Source organism: Streptomyces sp. NPDC031426 (assembly GCF_055581585.1).
Window position 1 is genome coordinate 303,197 of sequence record NZ_JBVIJE010000011.1, and the last position, 20,131, is coordinate 323,327.

General features: G+C 71.9%; 17 protein-coding genes and 1 pseudogene. 10 read left to right on the forward strand and 8 right to left on the reverse strand.

All coding sequences use genetic code 11. The features are described from left to right. Nucleotides 1–140 precede the first annotated feature (140 nt). Nucleotides 141–953 (reverse strand): hypothetical protein, encoded by an 813-nt coding sequence (locus ACZ5NH_RS24795; RefSeq protein WP_468778142.1) that lies wholly within the window; start codon nt 951–953, stop codon nt 141–143. Between the two features lie 292 nt (nt 954–1,245). On the opposite strand from ACZ5NH_RS24795, the gene purN reads away from it, so the two are divergent. Together purN and purH are read left to right on the forward strand one after the other, a co-directional pair. Further along, on the forward strand, nt 1,246–1,884 hold the full coding sequence (gene purN / locus ACZ5NH_RS24800; RefSeq protein ID WP_468778144.1) for a phosphoribosylglycinamide formyltransferase: 639 nt from the start codon (nt 1,246–1,248) through the stop codon (nt 1,882–1,884). Beyond that, nucleotides 1,881–3,461 carry a bifunctional phosphoribosylaminoimidazolecarboxamide formyltransferase/IMP cyclohydrolase gene (gene purH, locus ACZ5NH_RS24805; RefSeq protein WP_451553416.1) on the forward strand — a complete coding sequence of 527 codons (1,581 nt, stop codon included), beginning with the start codon at nt 1,881–1,883 and terminating at the stop codon, nt 3,459–3,461. Before purN ends, purH begins: the two co-directional genes overlap by 4 nt. A gap of 71 nt (nt 3,462–3,532) precedes the next feature. Here the strand turns inward: purH and ACZ5NH_RS24810 are convergent, their stop codons facing one another. From ACZ5NH_RS24810 to ACZ5NH_RS24825, 4 genes are all read right to left on the reverse strand, one after another. After that, entirely contained in the window at nt 3,533–4,015 is a 483-nt protein-coding gene (locus ACZ5NH_RS24810; protein ID WP_468778146.1) for a hypothetical protein, read from the reverse strand. 115 nt (nt 4,016–4,130) lie between these two features. Then, nucleotides 4,131–5,690, reverse strand: a complete 1,560-nt coding sequence (locus tag ACZ5NH_RS24815; protein ID WP_468778148.1) for a protein kinase domain-containing protein — start codon at nt 5,688–5,690, stop codon at nt 4,131–4,133. Further along, on the reverse strand, nt 5,687–6,433 hold the full coding sequence (locus tag ACZ5NH_RS24820) for an FHA domain-containing protein (RefSeq protein ID WP_468778150.1): 747 nt from the start codon (nt 6,431–6,433) through the stop codon (nt 5,687–5,689). Before ACZ5NH_RS24820 ends, ACZ5NH_RS24815 begins: the two co-directional genes overlap by 4 nt. A 143-nt stretch (nt 6,434–6,576) precedes the next feature. Next, nucleotides 6,577–7,128 carry a hypothetical protein gene (locus ACZ5NH_RS24825; protein WP_388619831.1) on the reverse strand — a complete coding sequence of 184 codons (552 nt, stop codon included), beginning with the start codon at nt 7,126–7,128 and terminating at the stop codon, nt 6,577–6,579. A 260-nt stretch (nt 7,129–7,388) separates the two neighbouring features. Between ACZ5NH_RS24825 and ACZ5NH_RS24830 the strand changes: the two genes are divergently transcribed. The 4 genes from ACZ5NH_RS24830 to ACZ5NH_RS24845 all read left to right on the forward strand — a co-directional run bounded on the left by ACZ5NH_RS24830 (nt 7,389) and on the right by ACZ5NH_RS24845 (nt 11,947). Then, entirely contained in the window at nt 7,389–8,243 is an 855-nt protein-coding gene (locus ACZ5NH_RS24830; protein ID WP_388619834.1) for a bifunctional methylenetetrahydrofolate dehydrogenase/methenyltetrahydrofolate cyclohydrolase, read from the forward strand. After that, entirely contained in the window at nt 8,233–8,700 is a 468-nt protein-coding gene (locus ACZ5NH_RS24835; RefSeq protein WP_388619837.1) for a DUF3017 domain-containing protein, read from the forward strand. The genes ACZ5NH_RS24830 and ACZ5NH_RS24835 overlap by 11 nt, the downstream gene beginning before the upstream one ends. Nucleotides 8,701–8,986: 286 nt before the next feature. Beyond that, the gene (locus ACZ5NH_RS24840; protein WP_468778152.1) at nt 8,987–10,618 is read left to right on the forward strand and encodes a DUF2690 domain-containing protein; all 1,632 of its coding nucleotides are present in this window, start codon (nt 8,987–8,989) and stop codon (nt 10,616–10,618) included. 339 nt (nt 10,619–10,957) lie between these two features. Then, the gene (locus ACZ5NH_RS24845; protein WP_450984310.1) at nt 10,958–11,947 is read left to right on the forward strand and encodes a malate dehydrogenase; all 990 of its coding nucleotides are present in this window, start codon (nt 10,958–10,960) and stop codon (nt 11,945–11,947) included. A 101-nt stretch (nt 11,948–12,048) separates the two neighbouring features. On the opposite strand, the pseudogene ACZ5NH_RS24850 reads toward ACZ5NH_RS24845, so the two are convergent. From ACZ5NH_RS24850 to ACZ5NH_RS24860, 3 genes and pseudogenes are all read right to left on the reverse strand, one after another. After that, nucleotides 12,049–12,896, reverse strand: a pseudogene (locus ACZ5NH_RS24850) (GNAT family N-acetyltransferase). Further along, complete coding sequence (locus ACZ5NH_RS24855) at nt 12,893–13,504, reverse strand: DUF2637 domain-containing protein (RefSeq protein WP_388619845.1); 612 nt, start codon at nt 13,502–13,504, stop codon at nt 12,893–12,895. The pseudogene ACZ5NH_RS24850 and the gene ACZ5NH_RS24855 overlap by 4 nt, the downstream one beginning before the upstream one ends. A gap of 21 nt (nt 13,505–13,525) precedes the next feature. Beyond that, nucleotides 13,526–13,705, reverse strand: a complete 180-nt coding sequence (locus tag ACZ5NH_RS24860; protein WP_388619848.1) for a hypothetical protein — start codon at nt 13,703–13,705, stop codon at nt 13,526–13,528. A gap of 305 nt (nt 13,706–14,010) precedes the next feature. Here ACZ5NH_RS24860 and ACZ5NH_RS24865 point away from each other — a divergent pair, with 305 nt between their 5' ends. The 4 genes from ACZ5NH_RS24865 to ACZ5NH_RS24880 are packed head-to-tail and all read left to right on the forward strand — an operon-like array spanning nt 14,011 to nt 20,131. Beyond that, nucleotides 14,011–15,531, forward strand: coding sequence for an aldehyde dehydrogenase family protein (locus ACZ5NH_RS24865; protein ID WP_468778155.1), 1,521 nt, complete (start codon nt 14,011–14,013; stop codon nt 15,529–15,531). A gap of 42 nt (nt 15,532–15,573) precedes the next feature. Continuing rightward, nucleotides 15,574–17,106, forward strand: a complete 1,533-nt coding sequence (locus ACZ5NH_RS24870; protein ID WP_468778157.1) for a GMC family oxidoreductase — start codon at nt 15,574–15,576, stop codon at nt 17,104–17,106. After that, nucleotides 17,103–18,203, forward strand: a complete 1,101-nt coding sequence (locus ACZ5NH_RS24875) for a quaternary amine ABC transporter ATP-binding protein (RefSeq protein WP_468778159.1) — start codon at nt 17,103–17,105, stop codon at nt 18,201–18,203. Before ACZ5NH_RS24870 ends, ACZ5NH_RS24875 begins: the two co-directional genes overlap by 4 nt. Continuing rightward, nucleotides 18,203–20,131, forward strand: coding sequence for an ABC transporter permease (locus tag ACZ5NH_RS24880; RefSeq protein WP_468778161.1), 1,929 nt, complete (start codon nt 18,203–18,205; stop codon nt 20,129–20,131). The genes ACZ5NH_RS24875 and ACZ5NH_RS24880 overlap by 1 nt, the downstream gene beginning before the upstream one ends.

Here is a 20,131-nt window from a genome sequence, read left to right on the forward strand (position 1 = left end):
CCCTCTGTGGAGCCGACGCCCCCTGCGCAGTCGGCACCCTCTGTGGAGCCGACGCCCCCGCCGGACCCTCGACCCGGCCCCACCGAGCACCCATCGCCCGGCACCTCACCGGACTGACCCGCATGCCCCGAGCCGGATGCTCAGCTGTTCCCGACCCCCAGCACGCCCCGCAGTTGCTGCGGCAGCAGTCGGTCGCAGGACTGTTTGGCCTCGTGGGTGAGGGCGTCGTTCACACAGGTGTAGTAGTCGCGGTAGACGAACTGGACGGTGAAGGTCGAGGCCACCAGGACCAGGGCCAGGGATGCCGTGACCAGGCCGCCGACGGCCGCGGTCACCTGGGGCCGGCCCGCCCCCGGCGGAGGCGTCGGGGTGTCCGGGTCCGTCCTGCGCGGCTTGGCGCGCAGGGCGCTGACGCCCCAGTACAGGGCCAGCGCGCCCAGCAGCAGGGCCACGTACGGCCAGCTGAACAGGGCGAAGAAGACGGCCCACATGCCGGAGAGCAGGGCGTAGCGCGCGCGGCGCTGGGCGGGGTCGGTCGGGTCCCAGCGCATGCCGCCGGGGCCGCCGCCCGGGCCGCCGGGGCCCTGGGGGCCGCCGCCGGGCCGCTCGCCGAAGCCGCCGGGGGAGCGCCCGGGCTGACGGTCGCTCCACTGGTCGCCCCACGGGGAGCCGCCGCCGTGACCGGAGCCATGCCCCTGACCGGAACCCTGCCCCTGACCGGAACCCTGCCCCTGGGGGTGGCGCGGCTGCCAGGGCCGGTCCGGCGCACCCTCGGGCGGCGGCGCGAAGGGATTGTCCTCCTGTGGCCCGCTGCCCCGTCCGTCACCGTCGCGCCCGCCCTGGGGCGCCTGCGGCGGCGAGGCCGGCCGCTCCCGCAGCAGTACGGCGCGACGCTCGCCTCCCTGGGCCGGGCGCAGAGGGAACGTCAGGAGTCGCAGGCTGCGATCGGGCATCAAAAGAGCGTCTTCCCCTAGGTGAATACGGCAGTCCGACGTGAGCGTCACCCAGTGAACGCACCGCATGACGACCGCGTTCCCGGGGCTGCTGGAGACGGCCCCCTTCTTGATTCCCCACGAACGCTACCTTCCGGCCACGCCCCCGTCCCGTGGGGGTCGTCCCGTGTGCCGGTATCGTTGCTGACGGTCGGCCGCTTCGTAGACTTCCCTGTATCGAGGGGCGTGAAGCATTCGTGCGAACGCACAAAGCGCCGACCGGAACCGTCGCCACCCCAGAAAGGGCCCCATCGTGGCCGCCACCCCCGCTGGCCCAGCGGTCAAGCGCCTCGTCGTGCTGGTCTCCGGATCCGGCACCAATCTGCAGGCGCTCCTGGACGAGATCGAGCGCACCGGAGCCGAGCGGTACGGCGCCCGGATCGTCGCCGTAGGGGCCGACCGAGACGGCATCGAGGGGCTCGCCCGCGCCGAGCGGGCCGGGCTGCCGACCTTCGTGTGCAAGGTCAAGGACCACGCGAGCCGCGAGGAGTGGGATGCCGCCCTCGCCGAGGCCGTGGCCGCGTACGAGCCCGACCTCCTGGTCTCCGCCGGGTTCATGAAGATCGTGGGGAAGGAGTTCCTCGCGCGGTTCGGCGGGCGGTTCGTGAACACGCACCCCGCCCTGCTGCCCAGCTTTCCGGGGGCCCACGGCGTCCGCGACGCGCTCGCGTACGGCGCCAAGGTCACCGGCTGCACCGTCCACTTCGTCGACGACGGGGTCGACACCGGCCCGATCATCGCTCAGGGCGTGGTCGAGGTCCGGGACGAGGACGACGAGAGCGCGCTGCACGAGCGCATCAAGGAAGTCGAGCGAAGGCTGCTCGTCGAGGTCGTGGGGCGGCTCGCCCGCAACGGCTATCGCATTGAGGGACGAAAGGTAGTAATCCAGTGACCGCCGAGAGCACAGTCACGGCCGAGAGCAGCAAGCGGGCCATTCGCCGCGCGCTCGTCAGCGTCTACGACAAGACCGGGCTCGAAGAGCTCGCGCGCGGGCTGCACGAGGCCGGTGTCGAGCTGGTCTCCACCGGGTCCACGGCCGGCCGGATCGCCGCCGCCGGTGTCCCCGTCACCAAGGTCGAGGAGCTGACCGGCTTCCCCGAGTGCCTGGACGGCCGGGTGAAGACCCTGCACCCGAGGGTGCACGCGGGCATCCTCGCCGACCTGCGGCTGGAGAGCCACCGCGAGCAGCTCGCCGAACTGGGCGTGGAGCCGTTCGACCTCGTCGTCGTCAACCTCTACCCCTTCCGCGAGACCGTCGCCTCGGGCGCGAGCGACGACGAGTGCGTGGAGCAGATCGACATCGGTGGCCCGTCCATGGTCCGTGCCGCCGCGAAGAACCACCCCTCCGTCGCCGTGGTCACCAGCCCCGAGCGGTACGCCGACGTGCTCTCGGCCGTCAAGGACGGCGGCTTCGACCTCGCCGCCCGCAAGCGCCTGGCCGCGGAGGCGTTCCAGCACACCGCCGCCTACGACGTGGCCGTCGCCTCCTGGTTCGCCTCCTCCTACGCCCCGGCGGACGAGTCGCGGTTCCCCGACTTCCTCGGCGCCACCTACGAGCGCAAGAACACCCTGCGCTACGGCGAGAACCCGCACCAGCCGGCCGCCCTGTACGTCGACGGCAGCGGCGGGCTCGCGGACGCCGAGCAACTGCACGGCAAGGAGATGTCGTACAACAACTACACGGACACGGACGCCGCCCGCCGTGCCGCGTACGACCACGACGAGCCGTGCGTCGCGATCATCAAGCACGCCAACCCCTGCGGTATCGCGGTGGGTTCGGACGTCGCCGAGGCGCACCGCAAGGCGCACGCCTGCGACCCGGTCTCCGCGTACGGCGGTGTCATCGCCGTCAACCGGCCGGTGAGCCGGGAGATGGCCGAGCAGGTCGCGGAGATCTTCACCGAGGTCATCGTCGCGCCGGACTACGAGGAGGGGGCCCTGGAGGCCCTCGCCAAGAAGAAGAACATCCGGGTCCTGAAGGCCCCGGGCGCGCCCTGCAACCGGGTCGAGGCCAAGCAGGTCGACGGCGGTGTCCTGCTCCAGGTCACCGACCGGCTCCAGGCCGACGGCGACGACCCGGCGAACTGGACGCTGGCCAGCGGCGAGGCGCTCTCCCCCGAGGAGCTCAAGGAGCTCGCCTTCGCCTGGAAGGCGTGCCGCGCGGTGAAGTCCAACGCGATCCTGCTCGCCAAGGACGGCGCCTCGGTCGGTGTGGGCATGGGCCAGGTCAACCGGGTCGACTCCTGCAAGCTGGCCGTCGAGCGGGCCGGTGCGGAGCGGGCGCGCGGCTCCTACGCCGCCTCGGACGCGTTCTTCCCCTTCCCCGACGGGCCGGAGATCCTCATCGCCGCCGGCGTCCGGGCGATCGTCCAGCCGGGCGGCTCGATCCGTGACGAGCAGGTCGTCGAGGCCGCCAAGAAGGCGGGCGTGACGATGTACTTCACGGGCACGCGCCACTTCTTCCACTGACATCACCCGTGGACAGGCCGACGGCCTCCGGCCCTCCCCCGAGGGAGCCGGAGGCCGTCGGCCTGTGCGGGTCAGCAGGGGCGCAGGGACCAGATCGGGTCCCAGGTGGCCGTGCCGGCCTCGTACGCCGTCGAGGTCCAGCGCACGCTGCCGTCCTGGTTGAAGAACCTGGCAACCGTGCCCGGCGTCTGGTTGTTGGTGAACGGGCCGTCGCCGGTCCAGTTGTTCACGGTCCAGGTCTGGCACTTGTAGAAGTCGAACTTGGTGCCCTTGACGATCATGCAGAGGTGACCGTAGGCGCAGTCCAGGTCCTTGGCGGCGACGCCCTTCGCGGCCCTGGTGAGGGTCAGGCCGTCGTACTGGACCCTGTCGGCGGAGGCCTTCAGGGGCTTCGGGTGGCCCGCGAGGACCTGGTCGGCGACCTGCTGGACGCCGGTGACCCGGGTGCCGTCCGGTGCGGCGGCGGCGCTGGCCGCGACCGTGGAGCCGGCGAGCAGGGCGGTGGCCGCGACGAGCAGTGCGGCGGGCTTGGCGATGTTCACGTGTTCCCCCATGTGAACGAACGGTGTCGGTTGCTCCGCCTGACGTCGGTGATGTCCGTGACGTCCCGGTGGAGTGGTTCCACCGTCGCAGCCGTGTCCCCGTGCCGGTACCTCGGACGTCTGAGGGTCACGTCTTTCCCGGGGGCGTGTACTCCTCGAGGTAGTGGGCGACGCGGGTGCAGTAGTCGCGGTACCTCGGGGGAACTCCGTTCGCGTCGTTCACTTTCTTGTACGACGTCCGGTAGGCGGCGGAGAGCAGCACCCGTTTGTCGCCGGGCAGGCCGGCCTTCAGATTGGGTGCCATGAAGCAGAGGTAGCGGCCCATGGCCGGGATGGAGACGGAGGGGGTGAGGGGCGGGGTGGGCGTGGCCGATGCGGGCGCGCCGTCGTCGCGCAGGTACCAGCGCAGGACGGCGGGGGTCCAGCGGGCGATGCCGAACTCGTGCTTGGCCGGGTCGGAGAGGTTCGGGTCGAAATCGCTCTCGGCCTTCAGCATCGCCGCCATGAGCGCGGGGGTCACCTCGGGCTCGGGGCAGGCGTGGGCGGAGTCGACGATGAGCTTGCGGTACTGCACCGGGACGCCCTTGTCCGTGCGGAGTTCGGAGGCGCCGTACGCGGCCAGGGCCTTGCCGTCCGTGCCGCCATCGCCGTCGCCCGCCCAGGTGCTGATGCCGTAGCCGAGGGCCGCGACGGCGACGGTCGCGGCGGCGGCGCCCGCGACGGCCAACCGCCGGCGTCCGCGGCGTCGGAACAGCGGGAACAGCGGGAACAGCCGGCGGGGCAGGCGTGGCGAGCGGCCGGTGCCGGCGGCCGCCTCGACGCGGCGCAGCAGTGCCTCGGTGCCGATGCGTGTCTCGTGCGTCCGGGCCAGGCAGTCCCGCACGATCTCCCGCCAGACGTCCGGGAGTCGGGGCGACAGGCGCAGTGCGTCGGTGCCCCGCGCGTAGGCGGCGGCCGCGTCGCGGCGGGCCGTCGGGGTGGCGCCGGGCAGCGGGAAGGAGTCGGTGAGGACGAGATGGGCGAGCACGCCGAAGGCCCACACGTCGGCGGACGGCCGGATCCGTCGGCCGCGTTCGCCGATCTCCGACCACAGCAGCTCGGGCGGGGTGTAGTCCGGGGTGGAGAAGGCAGGGGTGTAGGCGTGGGTGCCCTCCAGCTCGGCGGCCATGTTGAAGTCGGCGAGCCGCGCCGAACCGTCCGCCATCAGCAGCACATTGGCCGGTTTCAGGTCCCCGTGCACCCAGCCCGCCCGGTGCAGCTGGGCCAGCCCCTCGCAGATCTGGGCGAGCAGCGCGGGGCCGGCGTCCGGGCGCGGGGCGGCGGCGAGCAGGGCGGACAGGGAGCCCTCGGCCCGCTCCAGCACGAGGACGGTGGCGCCGTCGAGTTCCGGGCGGTCCGGGTCGTCGACGACGAGGGACTCGTACATCCGGATCAGCCGCGGCCGGCTGAGCCGCCGGTGCAGGTCGATCTCGCGCTCGATGAGGTCGCGCAGATGGGCCAGTTGGCGCGGGGTGCCGGTACCGGTCGGCAGGAACTTCAGGGCGGCGCTGGTGGGCAGTTCCGCGGAGCCGCCGGTGCGCCGGGCCGCGTACACGCTGCCGAAGGCACCCGTCGCGATCGGCTCGCGCACCTCCCAGGCGCCGACCCGGTAACCCCGTGGCACCGGCACGGCGTACGGCTCGGTCACCGGGCCGTACGGCTCGCGTCGGCGGCGGACAGGACGACCAGGTCGTCCTCCCGTACGAGGTCGAAGCGGAGCGCCAGGGACACCAGGGACTCCTTCTTGCCGTTGAGGCGCGGACCGGTGTCCGCGGTCTCCGGGCCGGGCTTGAGCCGCAGCTTCACCGCGAGGTAGTCGATGTTCCACTGCACCGAGGTGCGCGAGGCGGCCGGCCAGGCGGGGCGCAGCCGGTCCACGACTTGGTCGACCGTGGGCAGCGGGGCGTGCGGGTCGCCGCGCAGCCGCGGTTCGCACAGGGCGGCCAGGACGGCGAAGTAGCGCTTGGTGCGGTCGACGGAGAAGGCGGGCGCGGTGGTGTCCCCGTCCGGCCCGGCCCCCTCCCGCAGATAGTCGTGGCGCGGCGCCCACACCTCGATCGTCAGCAGGTCCCCGGCGGCGGGCAGCACGATCCGCGAGAACTCGAACGGGACGGGCGCGTCGAGCCGGCCCGGGCCGACCTTGATGTGCTCGCCGGCGCCCTCCGGGTTCTCCACGACGTAGGTCTGCCGCGCGGACAGGTTGCTCAGTATCCAGAACGCGCCCTGGGCGCTCAGTTCCCCGGCGCGGCGGGAGACCCCGTCGTGCGGGATCGTCAGATCGTTGCCGGGAGCCCGTCCGAAGGTGAGGCGATCACCCGGGGCGAGCCGGATCCGGGTGCTGTCCTGTCGGTCCTCCGGGGTCGGCGGAGGTACGACGATGATGCTGTACAAGGTGCGTCTCCCCGTGCCTGACGGCCACCCCGGCCGACCCGGTCAGACTAGGGGGACACACCAGGGCCGTGCCTCCCCCTGGACGGGTGAGACACGGCCCTCGGCGTTGAAATGGCGCGAACTGTTCCGTCACGCGGGCGGGTTCAGTAGCGCGCGCGGTTGAACCAGGCCTTGCCGTTGGAGCCGCCCACGAAGCAGGCGATCAGGATGCCGAGCACCAGGTGGATGATGCCCAGGACCGTGAAGGGGTAGAGCGCGAGGACGGCGGTGATGATGCCGAAGACCAGGGCCGTGACGCGCAGGCCGTTGCCACCGGTGGTGAACTTCGAGGCGAGGACGGCCGCCCACACCAGCCACGCGAGCGCGAGCGCCGCGAAGGCCCACATCACGCCGACCGGGTAGTCCCGGAGGGTGGACGGGACGGAGCTGTCGTTGTTGGCCTTGTTGAGGGCCACACCGGCGAAGGCGAAGATCGCCACGCCGATGACCTGCAGACCGACGATCACCCACAGCAGCACGCGGGCCGCGCTGACGTTGCCCGGCATGGCCGTCATCGGAGCGCCGGCGCCGTACGGCTGCTGGACGGGCGGGGCCTGCGGGTAGCCGTAACCGGGCTGCTGGCCCTGCGGGTAGCCGTAGCCGGGCTGCTGGCCCTGCGGCGGGCCGTAGGGGTTGTTCGGGTCGCCGAAGCTCATGGCGGTGTTTCCTCCGTTGATCGAGTGCGGGGACGAGGCGCGGCACTGCACGGAGGAGGGTTTCTACAGATGCGGTCCGTCCCCCCGATGAGCTGCCCGCTGCACTGTCTGCTCATCGTTCTTGACCGGTTACCGGCTTGTCCAGCCGGATGACGCAGGTGTTGTGCAAGTGCAACATCACCGATCATGTCGTGACACAGCGCGGGCGGACGGGGGACCCGGATTGGAACCGGGGGCGGGTCATCCGCGAGGATGGGGGTATGACCGCCCAGATTCTCGATGGCAAGGCCACCGCAGCCGCGATCAAGTCCGATCTGACCGCCCGCGTGGCGGCGCTGAAGGAGAAGGGGGTCACGCCCGGCCTCGGCACGATCCTGGTCGGGGACGACCCCGGCAGCCAGAAGTACGTCGCCGGCAAGCACCGCGACTGCGCGCAGGTCGGCATCGCCTCCATCCAGCGCGAGCTGCCCGCCACGGCGACGCAGGAGGAGATCGAGGCGGTCGTACGGGAGCTCAACGAGGACCCGGACTGCACCGGCTACATCGTCCAGCTGCCGCTGCCCAAGGGCATCGACGAGAACCGCGTCCTGGAGCTGATGGACCCGGCCAAGGACGCCGACGGGCTGCACCCGATGAACCTCGGCCGACTGGTGCTGAACGAGCCGGCCCCGCTGCCCTGCACCCCGAACGGCATCCTCACCCTGCTGCGCCGCCACGGCGTGGAGATCAAGGGCGCCGAGGTCGTGGTCGTCGGCCGCGGTGTCACCATCGGCCGGCCCATGCCGCTGCTGCTCACCCGGCGCAGCGAGAACGCCACCGTCACCCAGTGCCACACCGGCACCCGCGATCTCGCCGCCCACCTGAAGCGGGCCGACATCGTCATCGCGGCGGCCGGCTCCCCGCACCTGATCCGCGCCGAGGACGTCAAGCCGGGCGCCGCCGTCCTCGACGTCGGGGTCTCCCGCACCGCAGAGGGCAAGATCGTCGGCGATGTGCACCCCGACGTGGCCGAGGTGGCCGCCTGGATCTCCCCGAACCCCGGTGGCGTGGGCCCGATGACCCGGGCGCAGCTGCTGGTCAACGTGGTCGAGGCGGCGGAGCGCAGTGCCGGCTGAGAACGCCCGCGCGGGGGCGGTCACCCGCGGAGTGCACACCGGCGCCGAGGAGCATGGGAAGCGGACCACCCGCCGCTTCCCGCGGATCACCCGGGACACCGCGCGGCCCGAGGGCGGTGGCCGGGCCGCGTCCGGCGACGCCCCGGCCCCGGCGCGGCAGTGGCCCCTGCTCGTGGTGCTCGGCGGGGTCGCGCTCGGCCTGCTGCTGACCGCCCTCGACGCGTTCCGCGCCGGCACCCTGCTGATCGGCGTGGCCCTGCTGGCCGGCGCGGTCATGCGCTGGATACTGCCGAGCGTCGGCATGCTCGCCGTCCGCTCCCGCTTCACGGACATCGCCACCTACGGCGTCCTCGGCCTCGCGATCGTCCTGCTGGCGATGATGGCCCAGCCCAATCCGTGGCTGCAGATACCGTTCCTGAAGGACCTCCTGCACGTCACGCTCAGCAGCAGCAAGTAGCGGGTGGCACCGCGCGCCGCCGGATCCTGCCGACCGGAACTCGACGCCCGCTGAACGGTTGTTCGCCCTCTCCCCCGAGGAAGGGCGAACCACCGCCGGGAATCAGCCTCCCGCCCAAGAACCGCCTGTTCAACGCCTGTCCATGCGCTGTGGCACGGAAGTGACCGTTCCGCTACGGTGTCCGCGCGCGCCGTCCGTGCTCCTGCGCGCCCCCACTCCGGGAACTGGGATCCTCAGGCAGTGCATCCTTGTGGGTAGCCGTGACGGGGGAAGTAGGGGGGAAGCGATGCCTCGTTGGAAAGATCTGCCGGAGGAACTGGATCCGCAGATCAAGGAGTTCACCCAGCAGGTGCGGCGGCTCGTGGACCGCAGCGGCCTGAGCGTCGCGGCACTCGCCGACCGCACGGGCTACAGCAAGACGTCCTGGGAGCGTTACCTGGGCGGCCGGCTCCTCGCGCCCAAGGGCGCGATCGTCGCGCTCGCCGAGGTCACCGGCACCAACCTGGTGCATCTGACCACGATGTGGGAGCTGGCCGAACGCGCCTGGAGCCGGGCCGAGATGCGGCACGACCGAACGATGGAGGCGATCCGCATCTCCCAGGCGCGCGCGGCGCTCGGGGAGTTCGGCGCGGCGGAGGCGACCGGCGGCCCGTCCGGCCGCAAGGGCACCGACGCGGCCATGGGGATCGCCGGCCCGGCCGGCGTTTCCCCCACTATCCCCACCCAGCCAACGGCCCCCGACGCCGACGCACGGGAGCGGGCGGGGCGTGATCGGGCCGAGGGTCGTGATCGGGTCGACGGGCCTGATCGGGCCGAGGGTCGTGGTCGGATCGAGGGTCGGGATCGAGCCGACGGTCAGGATCAGGTCGACGGTTGGGATCGGGCCGACGGGCGTGGTCGGGCCGAGGGTCGTGGTCGGGTCGACGGTCGGGATCAGGTCGACGGTCGGGATCGGGCCGACGGTCGTGATCGGGTCGACGGTTCCGGTCGTGGCTCGGCCGGGGGAGCGGGGCTTGGGCCGGGCGGTGGTTTCGGGCGTGGTGCGGGCGGCGGTTCGGGCCTTGCTGCGGACGATGGCGCGGGACTCGGTACGGCCGACGCGGCGGGGCTGGGTGTGGCCGACGCGGCGGGGCTGGGTGCGGGCGACGGGGCGGGCCTGGGGTCGGCTGAGGATGCGGGCCTCGGTCCTGGTGGCCGGGACGGCGTCGGGCGGCGTGGCGGTAACTCGGGTGCCAACTCCTGGGGCCTGGCCGGGTATCAGGGTCCGTCGAAGGCGAGCGCCCGCCCCGGCGTCGCTGCCGCGAACGGTGTGCGGCCCGCCGGCTCGGCCGAGGGCCCCGGCTGGACCCCCAACACCCCGAACCCGTACGACGGCCGGCCACAGGTACCCGGTCCCGCCGGGGGAGGCATCCCGGCCCCCGGGAACGCGGGGCGGCAGCGGATGATCATGTTCCTGGCGGGGCTCGTCGGCGTGCTCGTCGTCATCGGCGCCGTCTTCTTCTTCACCAACCGGGACGGCGGCAAGCACCACAACGCCGCCAAGCCGCCGTCCCCGAGCGCCACCACGCACGCGACCCCGCCGCCCGGGGTCAAGTGCACCGGCTCCGCCTGCGACGGGAAGGACGCCGAGGCCATGGGGTGCAGCGGTGACCTGGTGACCACGGCCAGGACCGCCACCATCGGCACCACCACCCTGGAGGTCCGCTACAGCAGGGCCTGCGGCACCGCCTGGGGCCGCATCACCGGCGCCGCCGAGGGCGACAAGGTCCAGATCTCCGTCGGGACGGCCCGGCAGACCGGCGAGACCTCCGGCGTCGGCGACACCATCGCCTACACCCCGATGGTCGCGGTGAAGAACGCGGCCGAGGCCAAGGCCTGCGCGACCCTGGCATCCGGGCGGACGGGGTGCACCAAGTAGAGCCGGCGCGGACCGTGCGCTGAACCGGGAGAAAGAAATTCCGGGGCCGGGTGCATGGTGGGCCGGATTCCGGGCACGCGGCCCAGTACCCCCACGGGAGTCCGGCAAACCGGTACCCCCACCTGGCGGCCGCCTCCGTCCTCTCCCCCTCTCCCGGACGGGCGGCCGCCCCTTCGTTTCGCCATGTGTCCGACTTGTGGGGTGAGCCACACGGCCCTGTACGTCTCGCATGCCGGATGCGCGATAGCCTGACCGCTGGATCGATCTCTTGACGCCGAGAGATCGATCATCCGCCCGGGGCAGGGACGCCCCACCGCCAGCTGTCATACGGAGAACGCCATGACCCGCACTCCCGTGAACGTCACCGTCACCGGCGCGGCCGGCCAGATCGGTTACGCCCTGCTCTTCCGCATCGCCTCCGGCCAGCTGCTCGGCGCGGACGTTCCGGTCAAGCTGCGCCTCCTGGAGATCACGCCCGCGCTCAAGGCCGCCGAGGGCACGGCCATGGAGCTGGACGACTGCGCCTTCCCGCTGCTCCAGGGCATCGACATCACCGACGACCCGAACGTCGCCTTCGACGGCGCCAACGTAGCCCTCCTGGTCGGCGCCCGCCCCCGCACCAAGGGCATGGAGCGCGGCGACCTGCTGGAGGCCAACGGCGGCATCTTCAAGCCGCAGGGCAAGGCCATCAACGACCACGCCGCGGACGACATCAAGGTCCTGGTCGTCGGCAACCCGGCCAACACCAACGCGCTCATCGCGCAGGCCGCCGCGCCGGACGTCCCGGCCGAGCGCTTCACCGCGATGACCCGCCTGGACCACAACCGCGCGCTCACCCAGCTCGCGAAGAAGACGGGTTCGACGGTCGCCGACATCAAGCGACTGACCATCTGGGGCAACCACTCCGCCACCCAGTACCCGGACATCTTCCACGCCACGGTCGCCGGCAAGAACGCCGCCGAGGTCGTGGGCGACGAGAAGTGGCTGGCCGAGGACTTCATCCCGACCGTCGCCAAGCGCGGTGCCGCGATCATCGAGGCCCGTGGCGCGTCGTCGGCCGCCTCCGCCGCGAACGCCGCGATCGACCACGTGTACACCTGGGTCAACGGCACGGCCGAGGGCGACTGGACGTCCATGGGCATCCCGTCGGACGGCTCCTACGGCGTTCCGGAGGGTCTGATCTCCTCCTTCCCGGTCACCACCAAGGACGGCAAGTACGAGATCGTCCAGGGCCTGGACATCAACGAGTTCTCCCGTGCTCGCATCGACGCGTCGGTGAAGGAGCTGGAGGAGGAGCGCGAGGCGGTTCGCTCGCTGGGCCTCATCTGAGGGTTCCGGAGACACGGCAGAGCTCGGCATCCCGCTTGGGGATGCCGAGCTCTGCCGTGTGCGGGGTCCCTCTGGCCGAACTCGGCCTCGGACGAAGGATGTCAGGCGCCGTCCTCAGGGAGCAGCCGCTTCTCGAACCAGTGGCCGCCGTAGACGTCGTCGTTGTAGCGCGGGATCTCGGTGTACCCGCACGCCCGGGACATCGACCGGGCCTCGGTGAGCACGGCGTGCGTGTCCAGGCGTACGACCGCCGGGCCGCGCGCCTGCGCCGCCGGCAGCCGCCGCGCAAGCCCCAGCCGGCGCGCCTCGGGGCGCACCCGGACATGCCGGATCTCGCCGACCCCGCGGGCGAGGCGGCTGAGGGCCCCGCAGCCCACCGGCCGCCCCTCCTCGTACGCCACCAGGAAGGCGCCGGCGGCCCCGGTCACCTCCTCGGGGCCGGACCAGGGCCGCCTTGTCGTAGCCCTCGGGGAAGCGCGCGTCGATGTCCGCCGCGTAGGCGTCCAGACAGGCCCGCGCGTCCGCCGAAGCACCGTTGACGCTCTCCACGCTGATCCCGGCCAGTCAACAGCAGCCGCTCCGCGGTCGCCATGGCCCCGGTCAGCTCGGCCCGCTGGCGGGGGTGAGGCCTGCCAGGAGACCGGCGGCGAGGGCGTCCGCGCGGTGCTGCTGCTCAGCCCCCTCGGCACGGCCGGCCGGGGTCGGCATGACCATGCGTGGCCGGTTGTCGTGCGCGGGCACCGCGAGCCGGACCAGGCCCTGCGCCTCCAGGGCCTTCGCCGTCCGGCTGAGGTAAACCGGCGTCCAGACCGAGCCGCCCGCGCAGCTCCCGCAGGGACACCCCCTCACCTGTCTCGAACAGCAGCCGGGCCTCGCCGAGCGGGCGCTCCTGACCGAGGTAGTGATCGTCCAGGACGCCGCGTCCATGGCGTTGGCGGACCGGATTCACGGTGTCGGCTTCGGCGGAACGTTGTGCGTGGCGTGCCGGGGGCGGCTCCTGATCGCGATCTGGCCGACCAGTTCCCAGAAACACACCAGAGCGGTGACCGGCGGAATCCCGAAGATCACTAACGAGAGCAGCGCATGTGACGAGTGGCTGACACACAGCACCACGGCCATCGCCGAAGCGGCCAGCACAATGCACCAGGAGCGCCACGCGCTGCGGCGTTGAGCGGTGGCCCGCAGGACGGAAAGGGCTGCCACGAACCATGGCCCGTACACCGTCAGCGGCCAGTATTGCGCCACTCTCGCCGGCAGCACCGACGAGGCGATTTCGCGCAGTTGTCCATAGGAATAGCAGACGGACCAGGCCAGCATGCACCCTGCGCACAGGGAGACCGTCGCGATCAGCAGCGTGATGTGCGTGACGCGTCGACCGCCGTCGAGCAGATGCGATTCCGGACGGAGCCGTCGGCGGCCGCTCCTGCGCGGCGGCGGCACCAGCGGGGCGGCGACGGGGCGCACGCTGGTCGGTGTGGCCAGTATCTGGGCCAGTTCCTCGACCGGGTCCCAGTCGTTCGGCGCGATGTCCGCTTCCGGGACGCTCCAGGTGTCCATCGATTGACCTCCTTCCCCGCCTCAGGACGCCTGGTACAAATCTGCCATCGTCCGCCGATATTCATTTTCCATGATCGTGATTCTCGTCAGGAAATCTTCGAGCAGATCCGAGCATGACGTGATGTCCACCTCGCCGCTCCAGCGCAGAGTGGTCGTCGGATGATCCTCGGCTGTCTGCCAGTCCAATCGCTTCACGATCACCTAACGAGGGTCACCGGAGGCGGGCTTTGGGGCATTCGGGCGAATGCGTAGACCGGAAAGGTGAGCCGTTCGGTGCATGTTGACGCACGCTTGAAGGAATTATGAATACACAAGAAATTACATTCCGTGAATTCTGGAATTAAATGATTCCGGCTCGCCCTGCGGTGGTTCCGGTGTGATGCCGCGCACTTTCGGCGGTCGATTGCGCATGCGAGGTGCGCGACCTGGGCAGGCGGCGACGGTCCCCGAGCGTGACACGCGTGTGACACAGGGGCACGGATCAGGAACGGAAGGCAACACCGATCATGGCGGACAGAACGGCACGACAGGCCCAGGCGACCATCCACGCGGGAGGCGAGTGGTTTCCAGCGATCTCCGGCGCGACGCGCGAGATCCTCGACCCCGCGGACGCCCGGCCGTTCGCCGTGGTCGCGGAGGGCGACGAGAAGGACGCCGAGCGCGCGGTGGCCGCGGCCCGGCACGCCTTCGACCACGGCCCCTGGCCGCACACCCCGGTCGCCGAACGCGCCGCCCTGCTGCGCCGCGTCGCCGATCTCCTGCTGCGGGGCCGCGAGGAACTCGGCCTGCTGGAGAGCCGGGACGCGGGCAAGACCGTCGAGGAGGGCCGGATCGACATCGACTGTGTCGCCGACGCCTTCCGCTACTTCGCCGACCTGGTCGCCGCCGAGGCGCCGGGCCGGGTCGTGGACGCGGGCTCCCCCGACATCCACAGCGTCGTCGTGCACGAGCCGGTCGGCGTCTGCGCGCTGATCACCCCCTGGAACTACCCGCTCCTCCAGGCCAGCTGGAAGATCGCCCCGGCACTCGCCGCCGGCAACACCTTCGTGGTCAAGCCCAGCGAGATCACCCCGATGACCACCATCGCGCTGATCGAGCTGCTGGCGGAGGCCGGTCTGCCCGCCGGAGTGGCGAACATCGTCACCGGCTCCGGCCACACCGTCGGCGCCCGGCTCGCCGAGCACCCAGACGTCGACCTGGTCTCCTTCACCGGCGGCCTGGCCAGCGGCACCAAGGTGGCCCAGGCCGCCGCCCCGACCGTGAAGAAGGTCGCCCTCGAACTCGGCGGCAAGAACCCCAACGTCGTCTTCGCCGACGCCTGCGCCACAGAGGACGGCTTCGACACCGCCGTCGACCAGGCCCTCAACGCCGCCTTCATCCACAGCGGCCAGGTCTGCTCGGCCGGCGCCCGCCTCATCGTCGAGGAGTCCGTCAGGGACCGCTTCGTCGCCGAACTCGCCCGCCGCGCACGGAAGATCAGGCTCGGCCGCGGCACCGCGGACGGCGTCGAGTGCGGCCCGCTCGTCTCCGCGCAGCAGCGCGCCAAGGTCGAGGCGTACGTCGCCTCCGCGCTGGAAGAAGGCGCCGTACTGCGCTGCGGCGGCAAGCGGCCGGAACCCCGTGAGGACCGCCCGGAGTCCGGCTACTTCTACGAGCCGACCGTCCTCGACGCCTGCCACCGCGAGATGCGGGTCGTCCGCGAGGAGGTCTTCGGACCGGTCCTCACCGTCGAGACCTTCCGCACCGAGGAGGAAGCCGTCCTCCTCGCCAACGACACCGAGTACGGCCTCGCCGGCGCCGTCTGGACCACCGATCCCGGCAGGGCCCGGCGCGTCGCGGCCCGCCTCCGCCACGGCACCGTCTGGATCAACGACTTCCACCCCTACCTGCCGCAGGCGGAGTGGGGAGGCTTCGGCAAGAGCGGCACCGGCCGCGAACTGGGGCCCGCCGGACTCGCCGAGTACCGCGAGACCAAGCACGTGTACCAGAACCTCGCGCCGAAGCCGGTGCGCTGGTTCGCCGGCTGAGCACCCCTCTTCCCCGGAAACACCCCCTGGAGTAACACCCCCATGTCCCACACCCCCCACGTCTACGACTACGTCGTCATCGGCGGCGGCACGGCGGGCTCCGTCATCGCCTCCCGCCTCACCGAGAACCCGGACGTCACCGTCGCCGTCATCGAGGGCGGCCCGAGCGATGTCGGCCGCGACGACGTCCTCACCCTGCGCCGCTGGATGGGCCTGCTCGGCGGCGACCTCGACTACGACTACCCGACGGTGGAGCAGCCCCGCGGCAACTCCCACATCCGGCACAGCCGCGCCCGGGTCCTCGGCGGCTGCTCCTCCCACAACACCCTCATCTCCTTCAAGCCGCTGCCGTCCGACTGGGACGAGTGGGAGGAGGCCGGCGCCAAGGGGTGGGGCGCCGTGCCCATGGAGGCCTACTTCGCCCGCCTGAAGAACAACATCGTCTCCGTCGACGAGAAGGACCGGAACGCCATCGCCCGGGACTTCGTCGACGCCGCCCAGGCCGCGCTCGGCGTCCCCCGCGTCGAGGGCTTCAACAGGAAGCCGTTCACCGAGGGCGTCGGCTTCTTCGACCTCGCCTACCACCCCGAGAACAACAAGCGGTCCTCGGCGTCGGTGGCCTACCTGCACCCGGTGATGGAGCAGCGCCCCAACCTCACCATCCTGCTGGAGACCTGGGCGTACAAGCTCCAGCTGGACGGCACCCGCGCCGAGGGCGTCCACGTGCGCACCAAGGACGGCGAGGAACTGCTGATCCGCGCCCGGAGCGAGGTCGTCCTGTGCGCCGGCGCCGTCGACTCGCCCCGCCTGCTGCTGCACTCGGGCATCGGCCCCCGCGGGGATCTGGAAGCCCTCGGCATCCCCGTCGTCCACGACCTGCCCGGCGTCGGCGAGAACCTGCTGGACCACCCCGAGTCGGTCATCGTCTGGGAGACCCACGGCCCGATCCCGGAGAACTCCGCGATGGACTCCGACGCCGGCCTGTTCGTGCGCCGCGACCCCGGACACGCGGGCCCGGACCTGATGTTCCACTTCTACCAGATCCCGTTCATGGACAACCCGGAGCGGCTCGGCTACGAGCGCCCCTCGTACGGCGTCTCGATGACCCCCAACATCCCCAAGCCGAAGAGCCGCGGCCGTCTGTACCTGACCAGCGCCGACCCGTCCGTCAAACCCGCCCTGGACTTCCGCTACTTCACCGACGAGGACGACTACGACGGCAGGACCCTGGTCGACGGCATCCGCATCGCCCGTGAGATCGCCGCGACCGAGCCCCTCGCGAGCTGGCTCAAGCGCGAGGTCTGCCCCGGCCCCGAGATCCAGGACGACGCCGAACTCGGCGAGTACGCACGCAAGGTCGCACACACCGTCTACCACCCGGCCGGCACCTGCAAGATGGGCGCCGCCGACGACGAACACGCCGTAGTGGACCCGGAGCTGAAGATCCGCGGCCTCGACGGCATCCGCATCGCCGACGCGTCCGTCTTCCCGACCATGACCGCCGTCAACCCGATGATCGGGGTGCTCATGGTCGGGGAGAAAGCCGTCGACCTGATCGAAGGTGACGCCCGATGACCCGCACCGTCCCCACCCGCAAGCCGCCCACCACCGACACCCCCGTCTTCTCGGTCTCCGGCCTGTGGAAGGTCTTCGGACCGAAGCCGCAGCGGATCCCCGCCGACCCCGAACTCGGCGCCCTCGACCCCGCCGACCTGCGCGCCCGCACGGGCTGTACGGCGGCCGTCCGGGACGTCTCCTTCGACGTCCGCAAGGGCGAGGTCTTCGTGGTCATGGGCCTGTCGGGCTCCGGCAAGTCCACCCTGGTCCGCTGCCTCACCCGCCTCATCGAACCGACGGCGGGCAGGATCTCCATCGACGGCGAGGACGTCCGCGCGATGGACAAGGCCCGCCTGCGCGAACTGCGCCGGCACCGGGCCGCCATGGTCTTCCAGCACTTCGGTCTGCTCCCGCACCGCACGGTCCTCGACAACGTGGCGTACGGCCTGGAGATCCAGGGCATGGGCAAGGCCGAGCGGCGCGCGCGGGCCGCCGAGGTCGTCGCCAAGGTCGGCCTCGAAGGCATGGAACACCGCCGCCCCGCCCAGCTCTCCGGCGGCCAGCGTCAGCGCGTGGGGCTCGCACGGGCACTGGCGGTCGACCCCGAGGTGCTGCTGTTCGACGAGCCGTTCAGCGCCCTCGACCCGCTCATCCGGCGCGACATGCAGGACGAGGTGGCCCGCCTGCACCGCGAGGAGGGCCGCACCATGGTCTTCATCACCCACGACCTCTCCGAGGCCCTCAAGCTGGGCGACCGCATCGCCCTGATGCGCGACGGCAAGGTCGTCCAACTGGGCACCCCGGAGCAGATCGTGGGCTCCCCGGCCGACGACTACGTCCGTGAGTTCGTCCGGGACGTGCCACGCGAGCACGTGATGACGGTGCGTACGGCCATGAAGCCGGGTGCCTGCGGCGGCCCGGAGCACCCGGGCGCGCTCGCCCCCGACGCGGTGGTCGCGGACGCGATCCGAACCGTGGCCGAGACCGGCACACCGGCGTGCGTGCTGGAGGACGGCACCTGCGTCGGCACCGTGGACCACGAACTGCTGCTGGACGTCGTGGCCGGCATGGACGTGTCCATACCCGGCCCCCGCACCAGCCCGGAGGGCGTCTGATGGCAACGCTCACCGTCCCGACCTCCTCCCGCACGAACACCCTCCGCCTGCTGAAGAGCCGGACCGCGGCGAAACTGCTCCTGCTCGCACTAGTCACCGCCGTACTGCTGCCCCTGCTCCACGGCGGATCATGGCCCCACCACCTGACCGTCAGCCTGGACAAACCCCTCACCAGCGCCAGCAACTGGGTCATCGACCACCGGGACAGCCACCCCCTGTTCCTCTACTTCTTCGGCTACATCAGCAACGCGGTCGTCCTCTCCGTACGCGCCGTCTACCTCACCCTGCTCGCCGCGGGCTGGACCGGCGTCACGGCGTTCGGCGCCCTGCTCGCCTGGCGCTTCGCCGGCCCCCGCCTCGCCGCCGGCACCGCGATCGCCTTCCTGGCCTGCGGCGCACTCGGCATGTGGGTGCCGACCATGCAGACCCTCGCGCTCATGGTCGTAGCCGTCCTCGCCTCCGTCGTCGTCGGCGCGCTCCTCGGCCTCGCCGCCGGCCTGTCCGACCGCCTGGACCGCGCCCTGCGCCCGGTCCTGGACACCATGCAGGTGCTCCCGGCCTTCGCCTACCTCCTCCCCGTCGTCCTGGTCTTCGGCATCGGCGTCCCCGCGGCCGTGCTCGCCACCGTCGTGTACGCCGCCCCGCCGATGGCCCGCCTCACCGCACTCGGCCTGCGCGGCGCCGACCCCGAAGTCCTGGAGGCCGTGGAGTCGCTCGGCGCGACCCGCCGCCAGCGGCTGCTGACCGCCCGTATCCCGCTGGCCCGGGGCGAACTCCTCCTCGGCCTCAACCAGACGATCATGATGGCGCTGTCCATGGCCGTCATCGCCTCCGTCATCGGTGCCGGCGGCCTCGGTGACCGCGTCTACCAGGCGCTCGCCTCGGTCGACGTCGGCCAGGCCCTCGCCGCCGGCATCCCGATCGTGCTGCTCGCGATCGTCCTGGACCGGGTGACCGGTGCGGCAGGCGCCGGCACCACCCGCCCGAAGACCATCGGCTGGGCCTACGCCCTCGGCGTCACCGTGGCCGTCGCCCTCGCCGCCCGGCTCCTCGGCCGTCTCGACTGGCCCTCCGGCTGGACCCTCGACATCGCCGAACCGGTCAACCACGCCGTCGACTGGATGACCAACCACCTCTACTCCGGCGTCCCGGTCATCGGCGGTACGGCCGACTGGGCGGGGCACTTCACCACCTGGGTCCTGGACCCCGTGCGCGGCGGTCTGCAGTGGCTGCCCTGGTGGTCGGTGCTGCTGATCGTCGCCGCCCTGGCCTGGTCGATCGGCACCTGGCGCACCGCCCTGACCGCCGTCCTCGCCATGGCCGCGATCGGCGTCCTCGGCGTCTGGGAACCGGCCCTCGACACGCTCTCCCAGGTGCTCGCCGCCGTCGCCGTGACGCTCGTCCTCGGCTTTGCGACCGGCATCGCCGCCGCGCGCAGCGACCGCGTCGAACGCGCCCTGCGCCCGGTCCTGGACGTGTTCCAGACCATGCCGCAGTTCGTGTACCTGATCCCGGTCGTCGCCCTGTTCGGCGTCGGCCGCGCCCCCGCCGTCGCCGCGGCCGTCGTCTACGCGCTGCCCGCCGTCGTCCGGATCACCGCGCAGGGCCTGCGCCAGGTCGACCCGGCCGCGCTGGAGTCCGCGCGCTCGCTCGGCGCGACCGGCAGGCAGCAGCTGTGGCAGATCCAACTCCCGCTCGCCAAGCGGTCGTTGCTGCTCGCCGTCAACCAGGGCGTGGTCCTGGTCCTCGCCGTCGTCATCATCGGCGGCCTGGTCGGCGGCGGCGCCCTCGGCTACAACGTGGCCTTCGGCCTCGCCCAGGGCGACCTGGCGACCGGTCTGGTGGCCGGTGCCGCGATCGTCTGCCTGGGCCTGATGCTCGACCGGGTGACCCAGCCGACCGAGCGACGCGCGACGAAGGGAGCCTGA

What these genes read in the sequence shown, in the direction of transcription:
- ACZ5NH_RS24795 (WP_468778142.1), bottom strand. Translation starts at nt 953, where the DNA reads ATGCCCGATCGCAGCCTGCGACTCCTGACGTTCCCTCTGCGCCCGGCC.
- ACZ5NH_RS24810 (WP_468778146.1), bottom strand. Translation starts at nt 4,015, where the DNA reads ATGGGGGAACACGTGAACATCGCCAAGCCCGCCGCACTGCTCGTCGCG.
- ACZ5NH_RS24825 (WP_388619831.1), bottom strand. Translation starts at nt 7,128, where the DNA reads ATGAGCTTCGGCGACCCGAACAACCCCTACGGCCCGCCGCAGGGCCAG.
- ACZ5NH_RS24830 (WP_388619834.1), top strand. Translation starts at nt 7,389, where the DNA reads ATGACCGCCCAGATTCTCGATGGCAAGGCCACCGCAGCCGCGATCAAG.
- ACZ5NH_RS24840 (WP_468778152.1), top strand. Translation starts at nt 8,987, where the DNA reads ATGCCTCGTTGGAAAGATCTGCCGGAGGAACTGGATCCGCAGATCAAG.
- ACZ5NH_RS24845 (WP_450984310.1), top strand. Translation starts at nt 10,958, where the DNA reads ATGACCCGCACTCCCGTGAACGTCACCGTCACCGGCGCGGCCGGCCAG.
- ACZ5NH_RS24855 (WP_388619845.1), bottom strand. Translation starts at nt 13,504, where the DNA reads ATGGACACCTGGAGCGTCCCGGAAGCGGACATCGCGCCGAACGACTGG.
- ACZ5NH_RS24865 (WP_468778155.1), top strand. Translation starts at nt 14,011, where the DNA reads ATGGCGGACAGAACGGCACGACAGGCCCAGGCGACCATCCACGCGGGA.
- ACZ5NH_RS24870 (WP_468778157.1), top strand. Translation starts at nt 15,574, where the DNA reads ATGTCCCACACCCCCCACGTCTACGACTACGTCGTCATCGGCGGCGGC.
- ACZ5NH_RS24875 (WP_468778159.1), top strand. Translation starts at nt 17,103, where the DNA reads ATGACCCGCACCGTCCCCACCCGCAAGCCGCCCACCACCGACACCCCC.
- ACZ5NH_RS24880 (WP_468778161.1), top strand. Translation starts at nt 18,203, where the DNA reads ATGGCAACGCTCACCGTCCCGACCTCCTCCCGCACGAACACCCTCCGC.